Raw genomic sequence first — 15,523 nt, 5'->3', positions numbered from 1 at the left:
GCGGCACCACTGTACGGACATCAATTCGACTTTGCGAGTTCATCTGCACTCAATCAGGACGACAGGCTCAGTCAACCGGGCGATCGGCTCCACTCGATGGCCGAAACGGTGAGTCCGTCTCGCGTCCGGCCGACCGCCCGTGCCGCCCCGGTGCTCAGCCGCCGTCGGTGCTCTTCGGCGGGTTGGCCTTCACCCAGTCCGCCATGGTGTCGGCCGACATCGCCTGGTACATCGCCAGTGCCTTCTCCCGGTTCGAGACCACCACCGACTCGCCGTTGATCGTGTCGCTGCCCGAGTTCGGGCTGGTCAGGAACGTGAGGTTCTCACCCCGCAGGTTGCGGAACTGCACCGCCATATCGGTCAACGAGAAGTCCTGGTCGACGGTCACCGCCGCGGTCACCGATTTGAGGAAGTCGTTGAGCTTCTTCGGGTTCGCCAGCGTGCCGGTGCTCGCCGCCTTGTCCATCAGCGCCCGCAGGAACTCCTGCTGGTGCCGCATCCGGGCGAAGTCACCCTCGGGGAACTGCTTACGCTGCCGGATCCAGTCCAGCGCCTCCGAGCCGTCCATGTGGTTGGTGCCCTTGGTGAACGTCCGGTACGGCTTGTGGATCGAGGTGATCGTCCGCTCCACCTTCAGGTCCACGCCGCCGAGGGCGTCGGTGACCTCCTTGAAGCCGCCGAAGTCGATCGCCATCACGTGGTCGATCCGGACGTCGGTGAAGCACTCCACGGTGCGGACCGCCAACGGCAGACCACCGAAGGCGAACGCCGCGTTGATCTTCGCGCGCTGGCCGGAGCCGCAGTCCGCGCCGGCGCTCTCCGGGATCGGCACGTACAGGTCGCGCGGGATGGAGACCAGGTACGCCTGCTGGTGGTCGGCCGGAATGTGCATCACGATGATCGTGTCGGCCCGCCACTGGCTCTTGGAGTCGACCGGCGCGTCCGGGTCCCGGGAGTCGCTGCCGACCAGCAGGATGTTCAACGCGCCGTCGACGGGCTTCGCCGGCCGACCGCCGGTGATCTGCGCGAACGGGTCGGTGCGGGCAAGATCGTTGTTGAGGTTGCGCGCGTACAGCCACGCGCCCAGACCGCCGAGCAGCGCCAGCACCAGCACCGCGACACCGGCCACCAGCCCGATCCGGCCCCACCGCGGCCGGGGGCCACGCCGTCCCGGCCCGCCGGCGCCACCGGGCCCGCCAGGTCCCGTGGGCCCCGACGGCCCGCCCGGGCCGGGCTGCTGCTCGTCGTACGACGGATACCAGCGCGCCTCTGTCGGACGCGCACGTCCGGAGGCGCCCCGGTCGGGGCCGGGCACCGAGGCGCGCCCGGCGCTGCGGTGCAGATGCGGGTGAGGAACGCCGGCAGGGGTCGCTGACATGCAACTCAGGGTACGTAGCGGGAGCCACTACCGCCCTCAGGTGACACTCAGCGATCGGCGGCCTGCCGGGAGCTGGTTACCCTAGCCGCGCCCGGAAGTACTCGATCGTGCGTCGCAGGCCGTCTTCGGGCGTCACCGTCGGCTCGTATCCGAGCAGTTCACGGGCGAGAGTCAGATCGGGACGGCGCATCTCCGGGTCGTCCGAACTGCGCGTGATGTACGTCACCTGCGAGCTGCTGTCGGAGAGCGACACGATCAACTCGGCGAGTTGACGCATGGACATCTCGTGTTCGGTGCCGCAGTTGACCGGGCCGGTCTCGGTCGAGTCGAGCAGCAGCAGGATGCCCCGCACCAGGTCCTCGACGAAGCAGATCGACCGGGTCTGATTGCCGGTGCCGTGCACGGTGATCGGCTCGCCGCGCAGCGCCTGGGAGATGAAGGTGGGGATGGCGCGACCGTCGTCCGGGCGCATCCGCGGGCCGTACGTGTTGAAGATCCGCACGATCGCGGCGTCCAGCCCCCGGTACCGGTGGTACGCCATCGTGGCCGCCTCGGAGAAGCGCTTGGCCTCGTCGTAGACGCTACGGACGCCGATGGGGTTGACGTTGCCCCAGTAGGTCTCGCGCTGCGGGTGCTCCTTCGGGTCCCCGTACGCCTCGGAGGTGGAGGCCATCAGGAACCGGGCACCGTCGGCGACCGCCCGCTCCAGCAGGTGCAGGGTGCCCACCGAACCGACCCGGAGGATCTCCACCGGCAGTTGGGCGAAGTCGGTGGGGCTGGCCGGCGAGGCCATGTGCAGGATCGCGTCGAAGCGCCCGGCCAGCGCCGGGTGGTGCGTCGGCAGGCCGTCGGAGAGGTCGGCTTCGACCAGGGTGAAGGTTGGCCGGTCCAGCAGGTGGGCGACGTTCTCCTTGGACCCGGTGACGAAGTTGTCCAGGGCCACCACCGTGCAGCCCCGGGCGATCAGGGAGTCGACCAGGTGCGACGGGACGAAACCGGCGCCGCCGGTGACGAGAACGCGGTGACCGGAACCGAAGCGCTCAGCAACCTTCATGCCGGTCAGCCTACCGACCCTCCTGAACAGCGAGAGGCCCCCTGTTGACGCGTGGCGTCAACAGGGGGCCGGTACGTCGATCAGTGGGCGCCGGCGCCGGTGAGGGCGCGGACCTCCAGCTCCGCGTACTTGTCCTCGTCGTGCTCCTTGGAGATGAGCGTGCCGACGAACCCGCAGAGGAACCCGAACGGGATGGACAGGATGCCCGGGTTGGACAGCGGGAACCACTGCCAGTCGTGGTCCGGGAACATCGACGTCGCCGCGCCCGAGACCACCGGTGAGAAGAACACCAGCACCACGGCCGAGACCAGACCGCCGTAGATCGCCCACACCGCTCCGGAGGTGTTGAACCGCCGCCAGAACAGGCTGTAGAGGATCGCCGGCAGGTTGCCCGAGGCGGCGACCGCGAAGGCCAGCGCCACGAGGAACGCCACGTTGAGGTTCTGCGCGAAGATCGACAGCAGGATGGAGATCGCGCCGATCACCAGGGCGGAGATCCGGGCGACCCGTACCTCCTGGCGCTCCGACGTCTCGCCCTTCTTCAGCACGTTCGCGTAGAAGTCGTGCGCCAGGCTGGACGAGGAGGCCAGGGTCAACCCGGCGACCACGGCCAGGATGGTGGCGAAGGCGACCGCCGCGATGATCGCCAGCAGGGCCGCGCCACCCAGTTCACCACCGAAGAACTCCAGGCCGAGCGCCTCGGCCAGCTGCGGCGCGGCCGTGTTGCCGGCCTTGTCCTGCGCGATGATCGCCGGACCACCCACCATCGCCGCCGCGCCGAAGCCGAGGGCCAGGGTGAGCAGGTAGAAGGTGCCGATGATGCCGATCGCCCAGAGCACGCTCTTGCGGGCCGCCTTGGCGGTCGGCACGGTGTAGAAGCGGATCAGGATGTGCGGCAGGCCGGCCGTGCCGAGCACCAGCGCGATGCCGAGCGACAGCAGGTCCATCTTGTTGTAGAACGTCTGCGTGGAGTTCCCGGCGACCTCCACCCCGTACCGCAGGCCCGGTCCCAGAAGTTTGTCGCCCTTGCCGGAGGCCGCCGCGGCGGCGCCGAGCAGCTCGGACAGATTGAAGTGGAACTTGGCGAGGACCAGCACCGTCATCAGCAGCGCGCCGCTCATCAGCAGGAACGCCTTGACGATCTGCACGTACGTGGTGCCCTTCATGCCACCCACGGTCACGTAGATGATCATCAGGGCGCCGACCATGATGATGGTCGCCACCTTGGCGGTGGCCGCGTCCATGCCGAGGAAGGTCGTGCCCGGCTTGATGCCGAGCAGCAGCGCCACCAGCGCGCCGGCGCCCACCATCTGGGCGAGCAGATAGAAGATCGACACCGTGATGGTGGAGACCGCCGCCGCCGTACGCACCGGACGCTGCCGCATCCGGAACGCCAGCACGTCGGCCATCGTGTACCGGCCCGAGTTGCGCAGCAGCTCCGCGACCAGCAGGAGGGCCACCAGCCAGGCGACCAGGAAGCCGATCGAGTAGAGGAAGCCGTCGTAGCCGTAGAGCGCGATGATGCCGGCGATGCCGAGGAACGAGGCGGCCGACATGTAGTCGCCACCGATCGCCATACCGTTCTGGAATCCGGAGAAGGACCGGCCGCCCGCGTAGAAGTCGGTGGCCGTCTTCGTCTGCCGGCTGGCCCAGATGGTGATGCCCAGGGTCACCGCCACGAACACCAGGAACAGCGTGATGGTCAGGTTGCGGGCCGTGTGGTTACCAGCCTCGGCCGCGAGGAGCAGGTCAGCCGCGTGGACCGTCATCATGGGTCACCTCCCCGATCTCGGCACGGATCCGGTCGGCGACCGGGTCGATCTTCCGGTCCGCGTACCGGGAGTAGAGCCAGGCGATCACGAACGTGGAGACGAACTGGAGCAGGCCGAAGACCAGCGCAACGTTGATGTTGCTGCCGAACAGCTTCGTGCCCATGAAGTCCCGGGCATAGGCGCAGAGAATGACGTAGAGCGCGTACCACAGGAAGAACGCGACGGTCATCGGGAAGACGAAGCCGCGTAGCGCGCGGCGCAGTCCGGCGAACTCGTCCGACTGCTGCACGGCCAGGTACTTGTCCGGCTGGGAAGCGGTCGGGGCGGGTGTGTCCGTGGACATCTATGGATCACCACCTTCACAGGCGTCGGGGGTAGTTCCGCGCACCGTAGAGAGCACGCTCCCCGACAAGGAAGGTCGAGATCGACGCCGGTCGTCGAGTGCGCCGAGCGGTTGGCTGGGTGCGCCGAGTGACCCACGTCACCCCGGTGACCGGTCGCGCGTCGAGAGCCCCTGGTCAGGCCGGCAGCTCGTGATACCGCCCCCGGTAGTGCAGCAGCGGCATGGTGTCCGCGCTCAGGTCGACGGCCTCGATGGTGGCCTCCACCAGCAGCCCCCAGCCGTACTCCCGGGCGGTGTCGAGCCGGCACCCCGCCCAGCCGCCGGCGTCGGACGGCACCGGACCGTAGGGCGTGTCGGTCCACGAACCGGTGGCGAAGAGCCCTCCCGGCGCGGGAAAGAGGCCGGCGAAGCGATCGGCGAGCTGCCGATGTGGCGGCCCGAGCGGCGCGACGGCGAAGCGACCCGCCTCCTCGACGGCGGCCCAGAGGTCGGACTCCGGATCGATCAGCCCGAGCAGCCGGTCCGGCTCTCCCTCCGCGACGAGTGTCGACGAGACCGTCAGCCCCGCCGGACCGGGTGCCGTCCAGAGCGTGACCGGCGCGGCGAGCCGACCCCGCAGCCGGCGGGTCGGTGACCGCTGTCCGGTCGGCACCGCGAACGGATCGGTGTGGTGGATCTCGGCACCCGGCTCATGATTCACGTGAAACATTGTGCCGCCCCGGCCTCGCACCCAACCCAGGAAGCGCGCGTGCAGGTCGGCCGGTCGCCCGTTCAGCCGGGCGAGCTGGTCGCCTGCCTCCGCCATCAACGTGCCCAGGTAGAACAGCAGCGCCGTGCGGTCGTCCCGGTACTCGGCCAGCAACGCGAGCCGCGCCGGTTGGCAGGGCCACGGCGCGCCGCAGCCCCGGCACCGCCACAGCGGCCGCATCGGCAGATGCGGCCGACTCACCCCACACCTCCGGCGGCCGGCAGGAGACAACACCTCTCTGAGCGTGATGCCTGAGAGTCATCTTGATGACCCACAGGCATCACGCTCGTTGGGGTGTGAGGTTCCCGGGCACGCCACGACGCGCCGCCGCGTGCCGGCTCGATCGCGCCCGGCACGGCCGTCGCCGCCACGTTCCTCATCGAGTACGACCACCGCGCCCCGCCCCGACCAGGATTGAACCCGAGCACGGCTGCCTCCTCCCAGTGGATGCGAGGGCCGCCCCGCTCGTGGGACTGACCGGGGTGGCCCGACGCAGGACCGGCCGCCGGGTCGTCGCCTCCACCGGCCGGGCCGCGCGCTCTCCACCCTGGACGGCGCGGCGTGGACACGGGAGGATTCCAGGGCTTACTACGCACCGTGGTCACGTACTTGCCAGATTGAGCGGGGGCGAGCATGTCGGATTCGGTGGCGGCTTCGTGTTCGCCGATCTGCCCGACGGAGACAGGGTGCTCTACCTGGAAAATGCCGCTCGCGGACACGTCGTGGACGACCCCGAGACGCTCCGGTTGATTGATCGCAAATGGGATAGTCTGCTCGGCGAAGCATTGTCCACAGGCGCGTCATTGGACCTGATCCGGAAGCTGAAGGTGACACCGTGACGATGATCGAGCCGCGCTGGCGCACCTCCACCCGGTCGACCGACTCCGGCGGCAACTGCGTCGAGGTGGCGGACAATCTGCCGGGTGTCGTACTGGTGCGGGACAGCAAGGATCGGTCCGGCCCGGTGCTCACGTTCAGCCCGTCGGCCTGGACCGGATTCCTCGCTGCCCGACCCTCTCGCGGCCCGGTCGACTAGCGCCGTGGCGTGACGGTGGCCAGTAGTTCCGGCTGACGCCGGTCCAGGACGTCACCGGCCAGGTACGCGCCGAGCAGCGCCGTGCCCAGCCCGTACGCCGTGCCGAACGGGAGGGCCAGCCAGAGCCAGGCGTCGCCGAGCAGTGCGGCGGCCACCACCATCGGCACACCGACGACCGCCGTGGTGACCATGGCCAACAGGGTGAGCAGACCCTTTGCCATGCCCGCGCCGCTGTTCATTCCGAACGGGTTGCTCGTTTCCGGCAGCGAGTATGCCCCGAGCACCGAGACGAAGCTGTTCACCGCCAACCCGGCGCCGTAGGTGGCGACCAGACTGCCCACCATGAGCCCGATCCACGCGGGTCGACTGAGCAGCACCGACAGCACCACCGCGACGAGCACCAGCATCGGTAGGACGTACAGCGAGAACGCGGTCATCCGCGCGCGCAGCTCGATCCGGCCGGGGACGCCGGCCACGACGTTCGCGGCGTACGCGCTGCCGTCGAAGCCGAACTGGTTGGCCAGGGTGGCCGAGGCGACTATGCCGACGATGAGCAGGGAGAGGGTGACCACGACCGGTGAGCTGTCGCCGGCAGCCGCCGTGAACCCCCCGTTCTCGGGGGACGCGAAGTCTCCACCCATGACGTTGACCAGGACGGGCACGAAGATGCCGACCACCGCGATCGTGATCAGGTTGGCTCGGCGGCGGGCGTCCCGCCACCAGTAACGGGCGTCCCGGGCGACAAGCGCGCCGAACCGGTCCCGCCGTACCCAGGCGGTGGCCCGGGGGAACAGTTGGGCGACCGCGCCCCCGCCGACTTCGCGTCGGGCCGGCGCCCTGCCAGCGGTCGCCGAGCCGACCATCGCCGACTCCAACGACCGCGACCACCAGGCCAGCAGGGCAGCGATCGTCGCCACCGTGATCAGCAGTTTGAGCGGGGCCGCCCACACCCGTCCCTGTGCCACGTCGATACCGGCGGTCCACGGAGCCCCGAACGGCGTCCACCCGAGCACCGAGGCCGGCCCGGTCAGTCGGTTCCAGTCCGTCTGACGCAGCGCCGCCAGGCCGAACACCTGCAACGGGCCGAGCAGCGCGGCGGTCACCGCCAGCAGCACGGCCGCCAGGTCCCGCACCCGGCGGGACCGCAGCATGCTCGCGAAGGCGCTGGTCACCGCCCGGCTGGCGGCCACACAGAGCAACAACCCGGCGAGTACGCCAAGCACGGCCACCAGGCCGGCGGACCAACCGCCCAGCGCCCACGCGGTCAGCACCAGCCCCAGCGAGGCGATCGACGCCGCCAGCACCGGCACGCTGACCAGCGCGGCGGCGAACAACCCGACGACCAGGGTGCGGCGCGGCAGCGGTAGCAGCGCGAACCGGGCCGGGTCCAGTGTCTCGTCCACCCCGAAGAAGACGAGTGGCAGCAGCAGCCAGCCGAGCACCAGCAGGCCACCGCCCGCAGCGGCGACCAGCACCGCGTACCGCCCGTTGCCCGTCATGCCGGGCGCGGCGAACAGGAAGAACCCACTGGCCGCGAACCAGAGGCCGACCAGCGCCCCGCCGACGAACATGGCGATCCGCCAGCCCTGGCCCCGGAAGTTGTTGCCCATCACCCGCAGCTTGAGCCGTACGAAGTGTCGCGCGGAGACCGTTCGCGCCGGAGCGGCGGGCGCGGCAGGCGCGGTGGCCGCGCTCACCTGGACAGCCACGACAACTCGTCACCGGTCGCGGTGCGCCCGCCGACCACCTCGACGAAGACCTGCTCCAGGGAACGGCCCCCGCGAACGTCGGCGATCGTGCCGACCCGCTTGATGGTGCCCTGGGCCAGGATCGCCACGTGCGAGCACAACCGCTCGACGACCTCCATCACGTGGCTGGAAAAGACCACCGTGCCGCCGCCGGCCGCGTACCGGGTGAGAATGTCGCGGATCAGCGCGGCCGACACCGGGTCGACCGCTTCGAACGGCTCGTCCAGCACCAGCACCCGCGGGCCGTGCAGCAACGCGCAGGCCAGCCCGATCTTCTTCTTCATGCCTGCCGAGTAGTCCACCACCAGCGTCCGGCCGGCGTCGCCGAGCGCCAGGACGTCCAGCAGTTCGGCGGCCCGCTGGTCGACCACCGCCGGGTCCATCCCCCGCAGCAGCCCGTTGTACGCCAGCAGTTCGGCACCGCTGAGCCGGTCGAACAGCCGTACACCGTCGGGCATCACGCCGAGCAACTGCTTGGCCGCGACCGGATCGCGCCACACGTCCTGGCCGAGCACCCACGCCGACCCGGCGTCCGGGCGCAGCAGCCCGACCGCCATCGACAGGGTGGTGGTCTTACCGGCGCCGTTCGGGCCGAGCAGCCCGTAGAAGGAGCCGGCCGGTACGTCCAGATCGACGCCGGCAACCGCGACCGTGCCGTCGAAACGTTTTGCCAGACCACGCAGCACGAGCGCGGGATGCTCACCAGTCATGGGCCCGACGTTATCCGCCGATCGCCAATTTCACCGTCCCGCAGAGGGCGGACTCGCGATGATCCTCCGACGCTCGCCGGTCTTGATCCACTCGTGTTGCGAAATATTGCGGTAACTCATGCGCCGAGACACCCCTACTCCAGGAATCCCGAGTGGATCGAGCGCACTCCCCGCGCCGATCTTGCAGTTTGGGTTGTCTGTTCGCGAGGAAAGTCGCCTTTGTCGCCGCAGAAACTGCAAGATCGCGGGTGCGGGTGCGGGTGCGGGTGCGGGTGCGGGTGCGGGTGCGGGGGTGGGGGTGCGGGGTGCGGGGAGGTAGGGGGTTAGAGGCGTAGGGACTCTGGGGTGTGTAGGCGGAGCATGGTGGCGGCTACGTCTGCTGGTGCGCGACGGCGGGTCGCCATCGACACGACGACCATCACGGTGAACGCCAGTGGCACCGTCCAGGCGGCCGGTTGTGCGGTGAGGGTGGCGGGCCAACCCGACAGCGGCGGGCCGAGGACGGTCACCAGCACCGCGCCGATCGCCGCCCCGCCGCCGACCAGCACCCCGGCTGCCGCGCCCAGGTCGGTCAGCCCTCGCCACCAGATGCCGAGCACCAGCAGCGGGCAGAAGCTCGACGCGGCGACGGCGAAGGCCAACCCGACCACCTGTGAGACGTCCAGGCCGGAGACGTGCAGGGCCAGCACCGCCGGTACGCCTCCGGCGATGACGGTCGCCAACCGGAAGCCGCGCACCGAGCCACGGCCGAGGACGTCCGTCGAGATCACCCCTGCGACGCTGGTCAGCAGGCCCGACGAGGTGGAGAGGAAGGCCGCGAACGCTCCCGCCGCGACCAGTGCGGCGAGCAGCCGCCCGGCCAGCCCGTCGCCGAGGACCGCGCCGGGTAGCAGGACCACCACCGCGTCGGTCTGCCCGCTGACGAGCAGTTGCGGTGTGTAGATCCGGCCCAGCACCCCGTACAGGGTGGGCAGCAGGTAGAACGCGCCGACCAGTGCCAGGACCACGAGCGTCGTCCGGCGCGCCGCCGCGCCGTCGGGGTTGGTGTAGAAGCGGACCAGCACGTGCGGCAGGCCCATCGTGCCCAGGAACGTGGCCAGGATCAGCGAGTACGTTCCGAACAGGCCCCGGTCGTCCGAGCCGGCGGCGCTGGGCAGCAGCCAGTCCGCCGCGTCGGTGGCCACCCCGGACACCTCCGGCACCGGGTCGCCGGCCGCGAAGGACAGTTCGTCGCCGGGGCGTACCTCACGGATGTCGCCATCGGCAAGGGTGAGGGTCGCGCGGTGCTCGACCACGGCGGTGGTCGCGGTCCGGAACGTCGGCCCGTCCGGCGGCGTCACCGCCGGGCGGGCATCGGCCTGCCACTGCAGCGCCAGGAAGATCACGGGTACGGCGAGAGCGGTCAACTTGAGCCAGTACTGGAACGCCTGGACGAAGGTGATGGCCCGCATCCCGCCCAACGCCACGTTGGCGGTGACCACGGCCGCGACCAGAAGGGCACCCACGGGGTACGGGGAGCCGGCGACCGTGGCGAGAGTGAGGCCGGCACCCTGCAACTGCGGCACCAGGTAGAGCCAGCCGATGAAGATCACGAAGGTGGTGGCGAGGATGCGCAGGCGGCGGGACCCCAACCGCAACTCGCAGAAGTCGGGCAGTGTGAACGCGCCGGAGCGGCGCAGCGGCGCGGCCACGAACAGCAGCAGAGCCAGATAGCCGGCGGCGAAGCCGACCGGATACCAGAGCACGTCCACGCCGTACTTGAGGACCAGGCCCGCGATGCCGAGGAAGCTCGCGGCCGACAGGTACTCCCCACCGATGGCGGCGGCGTTCCAGGTCGGACTGATCGCCCGCGAGGCGACCAGGAAGTCGGACGTCGTCCGGGCCAGCCGCAGCCCGTAGAAGCCGATGCCGACGGTGACCAGGGTGACCGCGACGATGGCCGGAACCACGTAGTCGTTGCCCACGTCAGTGCTCCGGCCGCTGCACCAGGTCGGTGAAGTCCTGCTCGTTGCGTTCGGCCAGCCGCACGTACGCCCAGCCCACCGCGATCAGGAACGGGAACGCGGCCACCCCGAGCAGCAGCCACGGCAGGTTGACGCCGGCCACCGTGGTCCGGCCGAGCGATGGTGCGATGGCGAACAGCCAGGGCAACCCGCCCAGCCCGATGACGACCACCAACGACAGCCGCAACGCCAGCGCGAGCTGGGCCCGGACCAGGCCACGGACCAGCGCCTCGCCGACCTGGGTCTGCTGGGCCAGCTCGGCGCGGGTCCGCTCGGCGCGGGTGTCCTGCCGCGTGATGTCGGCCAACACGATCCGCGCCCGCCGGGGCGGCGGGACCGCACCGCCCGACCCCACGTCAGGGAGTTGCTTGGCCACCCCGGCAGTCTTGCCCGCCTCGCGCGATTGTCAAGCGTCGCCGCTCACTGGTAGCGCAGGCCGAAGCAGTGCGACGCGGGGCCGGTCACCGGGATTCTGTCCAGCTCACGGCGGGCGCGCTCCCGTCCGACGTTCGTCGCCCACAGGCCGTCCCGGGGCAGGTCGGTCGCGAGCCGGTTCAGCGCGCAGATCCGTACCGGTTCGGGCAGCCGGGCCAGGGCCGGTACGGCGTCCGCCGACAGGTCGGCCACGTAGCCGACGTCCAACCGGCCGGTCTCCAGGTACCGGTCGACGTTCCGGTCGGCGATGAGTCGGTCCGGGTTGACCAGGGCCAACCCGAGCAGCGCCAGCACCGCCGTGCCGATCACCAGGCGGGGCAGCCAGGTGGCCCGTAGCCGTACCACCGCCACGCCGACCAGCACGAACAGCAGACCGAGCCACAGCTCGACGGTCGCCACGACGAGCCGCAGTCGGGTGGCGCCGTACGCGTCGGCGTAGACCTGCATCCGGTACAGCGCCGAGGCCACGATCACCAGGCTGAGCGCGGTGAGCGCCCCGAGCAGTGCGCGGACCAGCAGTCGGTCGGTACGCGTGGCCTTCGGTGCGCGACGGGCGGCGACGGCGATCACCAGCAGGGTGAGCCCGGTGACGGCGAGCAGTTGCCAGAACCCGCTCCGCGCGTACTGCGCGTAGGTGAGCCCCGACGTGCGCAGCACGTGTCCCGCGCCGCCGAACAGCACTGTCAACTGGACCAGTACGAAAGCGGCGAACAGGGCGTCGAGCAGCACCAGCGGAAGGGTCCACTCCAGCCGGTGAGCCGGACGGGACGGTCCCGGCCGCAGCCCTTCCAGGTCGGGCGGCCGACTGACCAGGTACGCCGCGCCGAGCAGACCACCGCCGATCAGCAGCAGACGGAACATCCAACCGGTGACACCGGGCACCGAGATGTCGGGCAGCAGACCGGTGACCAGGTCGGCGAAGACCGCGTCGGCCGACGAGAAGAGCAGTCCGAACAGCAGGAGCAGGCCGACGGAGACGGTCAGGCTGGTCAGGACCCGTCCGACGCCGATGCCCGAGCCGGCCGGTCGGGTGTCGCGCAGCCCGCGTACCGCCCAGGGGAGTGCCCGTACCGTCGCGGCCGGCGGCAGCGTCGCCGCCAGCAGCATTCCGAGCGGGCTCCGCCCGCCGGTCACCGCGAGTGTGCCGGTGACCGCGGCGCCGAGTAGGCAGAGGACGAAGAGCCAGCCGGCCGCGCGGACCGTGCCCACGCCCACCAGGGCGACCGTCGCGGCAGCCCAGACGACCTGGGCCGCCCGCCCCGATGCCCCCGTGGCATCGGGACGGACGGTGGCCGCCGGAGTGGTCGCGGTGGGTGGAGTTGCCGGGGTGGGCGGCGCGGTCTGCGGCCGGGGTCGCACGACGGTGGCTGTGCCGAGTGCGGCGGTGGCGGCCAGCGCGGCCACCAGCCAACCGAGTCCGGGGCGAACCACCGTGAGCGTCGAGGCACCGACGACGGCCGCCACCGTCAGGGCCGCCAGGACCAGCGGACGCGCGGCCCCGGACGGGCCGGGCCAGCGCCGCGCGATCAGTGACGGTGGCCGGGGCACGACCGGTAGGGCAGCCATCGGCTGGGGCCACACGGGCGCCGGTCGTCCCGCTGGCCCGGCGGCCGGCGGCGTCGCGGGGCCGATGGTCGATGTCGCCGGGCCGGCGGCCGGCGGCGTCGCCGGGCCGGTGGTCGCAGGCGGATTGCTGCCAGGGGTGGTCATGCGACCTCTCCTCGGTGTGGTCTGTCGTTCGGGATGGTGACCTGGATGCGGCAGCCCGGCCGGGGGCCCTTGACGGCGCCCACCGGGTCGAGGACCGCGATCCGACCGCCGTGCAGTTCGACGACCCAGCGGGCGATGGCCAGGCCGAGGCCGGTTCCACCGTCGGCTGCGCGGTCGCCACGGGTGAACCGCTCGAACACCCGGGACCGCTCGGCCGTCGGGATGCCCTGTCCCTCGTCGCTCACCTCGAAGTGGAGTTCGCCGACGTGCTCCTCGGCGCTCACCCGGACGGTGCCGCCGGCTGGGCTGTGCCGCGCCGCGTTGTCGAGCAGGTTCGTGAACACCTGGTGCAGCCGCCACGGGTCCGCGTGCACGGTCAACGGCGTCGCCAACTCGCGGAGCCGGAAGTCGACGTCCAGCCCGGCGCCGGCCGCGCTCGCGGTGGCGTGCTCCACCGCCTCGTCGAGGAAGTCCCCCACGTCGATCTGGACCCGGCGCAGCGGCACCACCCCGGCGTCGAGGCGGGACAGGTCGAGCAGGTCGGCGACGAGATGTCCGAGCCGCTCGGTCTGGGACAGCGCCGCGCGCAGGGCCGCCGGTTCCGGCTCGGCCACCCCGTCCACCATGTTCTCCAGGACGCCCTGCAAGGCAGTGATCGGCGTGCGCAGCTCGTGGGAGACGTTGGCGATCAGCTCACGCCGTCGCTGGTCCGCCGCGTGCAGGTCCTCGGCCATCTTGTTGAACGCCTGGGCCAGCTCGCCCACCTCGTCGCGGGAGGTGGCACGTACCCGACGGGTGTAGTCGCCGCGGGCCATCACCCCGGCGGCGGCCGTCATCTCGCGCAGCGGCGAGGTCATCCCGTGGGCGAGCACCTGCGAGGTGACCAGCGCGATGCAGATGGCGGTGATCGCCGTGCCCGGTGGGAGCCAGCCGATGCCGTACCAGAAGTAGCCGATGGCCACGGCCCAGGAGGCGACCAGCAGCACGCCGAGCTTCATCTTTATCGAGCGGACCGGATCGAGAGGACGGGGAAGCACCCGCTCCAGCCAGTCCACGAGCCGGCCGGTCACGCGGGCACCTCCAGGGCGTACCCGACGCCGTGGACGGTCCGGATCAGGTCGGCGCCGAGCTTTCGGCGCAGCGCCTTGACGTGGCTGTCCACGGTGCGGGTGCCGGTGCCCTCGGCCCAACCCCACACGTCGGCGAGCAGCCGCTCCCGGGGGAGGACCGTGCGGGGTCGCCCGGCAAGGTGCAGCAGGAGGTCGAACTCCGTGGGCGTGAGGTGCACGTCAGCACCGGCGCGGCGAACCCGCCGCTCGGCTTCGTTGATCTCGATGTCGCCGAGGCGGATGGCGGGTGGCGCGGGGGTCGCGGCCCGTTCCATGCGGCGCAGCAGCACGTGTACGCGGGCAGCCAGCTCGCGCATCGAGAACGGCTTGGTGAGGTAGTCGTCCGCGCCGACCGCGAGCCCGACCAGCAGATCCGTCTCGTCGTCGCGGGCCGTGAGCATCAGCACCGGAACTGGCCGGACCGCCTGGATACGCCGGCACACCTCCAGGCCGTCGAAGCCGGGCAGCATCACGTCGAGGACGACGAGATCCGGCTGTCCGGCCCGGAACCGTTCGACGGCGCTGGGGCCGTCCGCGGCGATCTCCACGAGGAAGCCCTCGGCGCGGAGTCGGGCGGCGACCGACTCCGCGATGGTGCGTTCGTCCTCGACGACCAGGACGCGGCGTTCTTTCATGGGGTCTGACTGTAGGGAGCCACCGTGGAGATCAGTGGGTGGCATTGTGAATAACCTGTGGAGAACCGATCAGCCCTGTGGATAACTTGGTGGTGCTGCCGGTAGGCCTCTTTCGGCCGGTCCCCGGGTCAGTCCAGTCCGACGCGTTCCGGGCGGGCCGAGGCGGAGCCGAGCCAGGTGTGCGGGTTGCCGTACCAGCACCAGCCCAGCTTCGGCGCGCCCTGGCTGATCCACAGTGCCGGCACCCGCTTGTCACCGCACCGCGAGCCGACCAGGGAGAAGCACCTGTTGCTGGCCAGTGCATCCGGGTACAGCGTGATGAAGGCGAGCCCCTCGTCGATGGTGAGCGGAAGTCGACCCTGGGCGGTCATGCCCTCCATCGCCGCGGCCGGGGCGAGGTTGCGGAACTCCTCGCCACGGTCGACGTCGAAGAGGAGGTACGCCGGCCCGGCGGGCACCTCCAACTCCTTGATGGGGTCGAAGCGCGGCAGGTCGCCCTCGGCGTAGTGGCGGTCGAGGAAGCCGGGCTTGCGCTTGCCGGCCAGGGTGGTGAGTTCGAGTCGGGGCTCCACGCCGATCAGGTCCCGAGTGACGACCAGCAGGAAGGGCACCCGGGCGTCGGTGGGCGCAGGCAGGCCGGAGGCGCCGTCGACCGCTCGGGATCGCAGCGGGGCGGCCAGGTCGCGCAAGGCGCTCTCGGGCACGCCGGCCAGGGCCGGGTAGCCCAGTTGCACCAGGCGGTCGAGTTGGCGGTCGAACTCGGTCTCGGCGTCGAACGGAGTTGCGGTCACGGAGCGGCCTCCCGGATGTCGTATCGCCTATCGTACAACGTACGGGAAGGG

The 15,523-nt window shown here is 70.9% G+C and carries 15 protein-coding genes; 2 read left to right on the top strand and 13 right to left on the bottom strand.

All coding sequences use genetic code 11. The features are described from left to right. Positions 1 to 154: 154 nt before the first annotated feature. From ABZV06_RS06345 to ABZV06_RS06325, 5 genes are all read right to left on the bottom strand, one after another. The gene (locus tag ABZV06_RS06345; RefSeq protein ID WP_355619115.1) at positions 155 to 1,378 is read right to left on the bottom strand and encodes an LCP family protein; all 1,224 of its coding nucleotides are present in this window, start codon (positions 1,376 to 1,378) and stop codon (positions 155 to 157) included. Positions 1,379 to 1,454: 76 nt separating this feature from the next. Beyond that, positions 1,455 to 2,432 carry an NAD-dependent epimerase/dehydratase family protein gene (locus tag ABZV06_RS06340; RefSeq protein ID WP_355619112.1) on the bottom strand — a complete coding sequence of 326 codons (978 nt, stop codon included), beginning with the start codon at positions 2,430 to 2,432 and terminating at the stop codon, positions 1,455 to 1,457. Positions 2,433 to 2,512: 80 nt separating this feature from the next. After that, complete coding sequence (locus tag ABZV06_RS06335; RefSeq protein WP_355240696.1) at positions 2,513 to 4,201, bottom strand: cation acetate symporter; 1,689 nt, start codon at positions 4,199 to 4,201, stop codon at positions 2,513 to 2,515. Next, a complete protein-coding gene (locus tag ABZV06_RS06330; protein WP_355240415.1) occupies positions 4,182 to 4,547 on the bottom strand; it encodes a DUF485 domain-containing protein in 366 nt (121 codons plus the stop codon). Before ABZV06_RS06330 ends, ABZV06_RS06335 begins: the two co-directional genes overlap by 20 nt. A 175-nt stretch (positions 4,548 to 4,722) precedes the next feature. Next, a complete protein-coding gene (locus tag ABZV06_RS06325) occupies positions 4,723 to 5,475 on the bottom strand; it encodes a flavin reductase family protein (protein WP_355619167.1) in 753 nt (250 codons plus the stop codon). Between the two features lie 86 nt (positions 5,476 to 5,561). On the opposite strand from ABZV06_RS06325, the gene ABZV06_RS06320 reads away from it, so the two are divergent. After that, entirely contained in the window at positions 5,562 to 6,134 is a 573-nt protein-coding gene (locus ABZV06_RS06320) for a Scr1 family TA system antitoxin-like transcriptional regulator (RefSeq protein ID WP_355619110.1), read from the top strand. Next, positions 6,131 to 6,331 carry a DUF397 domain-containing protein gene (locus ABZV06_RS06315; protein ID WP_355619107.1) on the top strand — a complete coding sequence of 67 codons (201 nt, stop codon included), beginning with the start codon at positions 6,131 to 6,133 and terminating at the stop codon, positions 6,329 to 6,331. The genes ABZV06_RS06320 and ABZV06_RS06315 overlap by 4 nt, the downstream gene beginning before the upstream one ends. On the opposite strand, the gene ABZV06_RS06310 is transcribed toward ABZV06_RS06315, so the two are convergent. The 8 genes from ABZV06_RS06310 to ABZV06_RS06275 all read right to left on the bottom strand — a co-directional run bounded on the left by ABZV06_RS06310 (position 6,328) and on the right by ABZV06_RS06275 (position 15,472). Next, the gene (locus ABZV06_RS06310) at positions 6,328 to 8,040 is read right to left on the bottom strand and encodes an ABC transporter permease (RefSeq protein ID WP_355619104.1); all 1,713 of its coding nucleotides are present in this window, start codon (positions 8,038 to 8,040) and stop codon (positions 6,328 to 6,330) included. The two genes, ABZV06_RS06315 and ABZV06_RS06310, sit on opposite strands and share 4 nt — an antisense overlap. Next, positions 8,025 to 8,789 (bottom strand): ABC transporter ATP-binding protein, encoded by a 765-nt coding sequence (locus ABZV06_RS06305; RefSeq protein WP_355240427.1) that lies wholly within the window; start codon positions 8,787 to 8,789, stop codon positions 8,025 to 8,027. Before ABZV06_RS06305 ends, ABZV06_RS06310 begins: the two co-directional genes overlap by 16 nt. 323 nt (positions 8,790 to 9,112) lie before the next feature. Beyond that, entirely contained in the window at positions 9,113 to 10,753 is a 1,641-nt protein-coding gene (locus ABZV06_RS06300; RefSeq protein WP_355619101.1) for a cation acetate symporter, read from the bottom strand. 1 nt (position 10,754) lies between these two features. After that, entirely contained in the window at positions 10,755 to 11,168 is a 414-nt protein-coding gene (locus tag ABZV06_RS06295) for a hypothetical protein (protein ID WP_355240433.1), read from the bottom strand. Between the two features lie 44 nt (positions 11,169 to 11,212). Continuing rightward, a complete protein-coding gene (locus ABZV06_RS06290; RefSeq protein WP_355619099.1) occupies positions 11,213 to 12,937 on the bottom strand; it encodes a DUF4173 domain-containing protein in 1,725 nt (574 codons plus the stop codon). Beyond that, complete coding sequence (locus ABZV06_RS06285) at positions 12,934 to 13,935, bottom strand: ATP-binding protein (RefSeq protein WP_355619164.1); 1,002 nt, start codon at positions 13,933 to 13,935, stop codon at positions 12,934 to 12,936. The genes ABZV06_RS06290 and ABZV06_RS06285 overlap by 4 nt, the downstream gene beginning before the upstream one ends. 68 nt (positions 13,936 to 14,003) lie before the next feature. After that, positions 14,004 to 14,681, bottom strand: coding sequence for a response regulator transcription factor (locus ABZV06_RS06280; RefSeq protein ID WP_355240438.1), 678 nt, complete (start codon positions 14,679 to 14,681; stop codon positions 14,004 to 14,006). A 128-nt stretch (positions 14,682 to 14,809) separates the two neighbouring features. Then, a complete protein-coding gene (locus ABZV06_RS06275; RefSeq protein ID WP_355619096.1) occupies positions 14,810 to 15,472 on the bottom strand; it encodes a DUF5701 family protein in 663 nt (220 codons plus the stop codon). Positions 15,473 to 15,523 lie beyond the last annotated feature (51 nt).

Source organism: Micromonospora sp. NPDC005172, assembly GCF_040608555.1.
In the GTDB taxonomy this organism is placed as follows: domain Bacteria; phylum Actinomycetota; class Actinomycetes; order Mycobacteriales; family Micromonosporaceae; genus Micromonospora.
The sequence above is the reverse complement of the archived record's forward strand: the minus strand, read 5'-3'. Positions and strand labels throughout refer to the sequence as shown.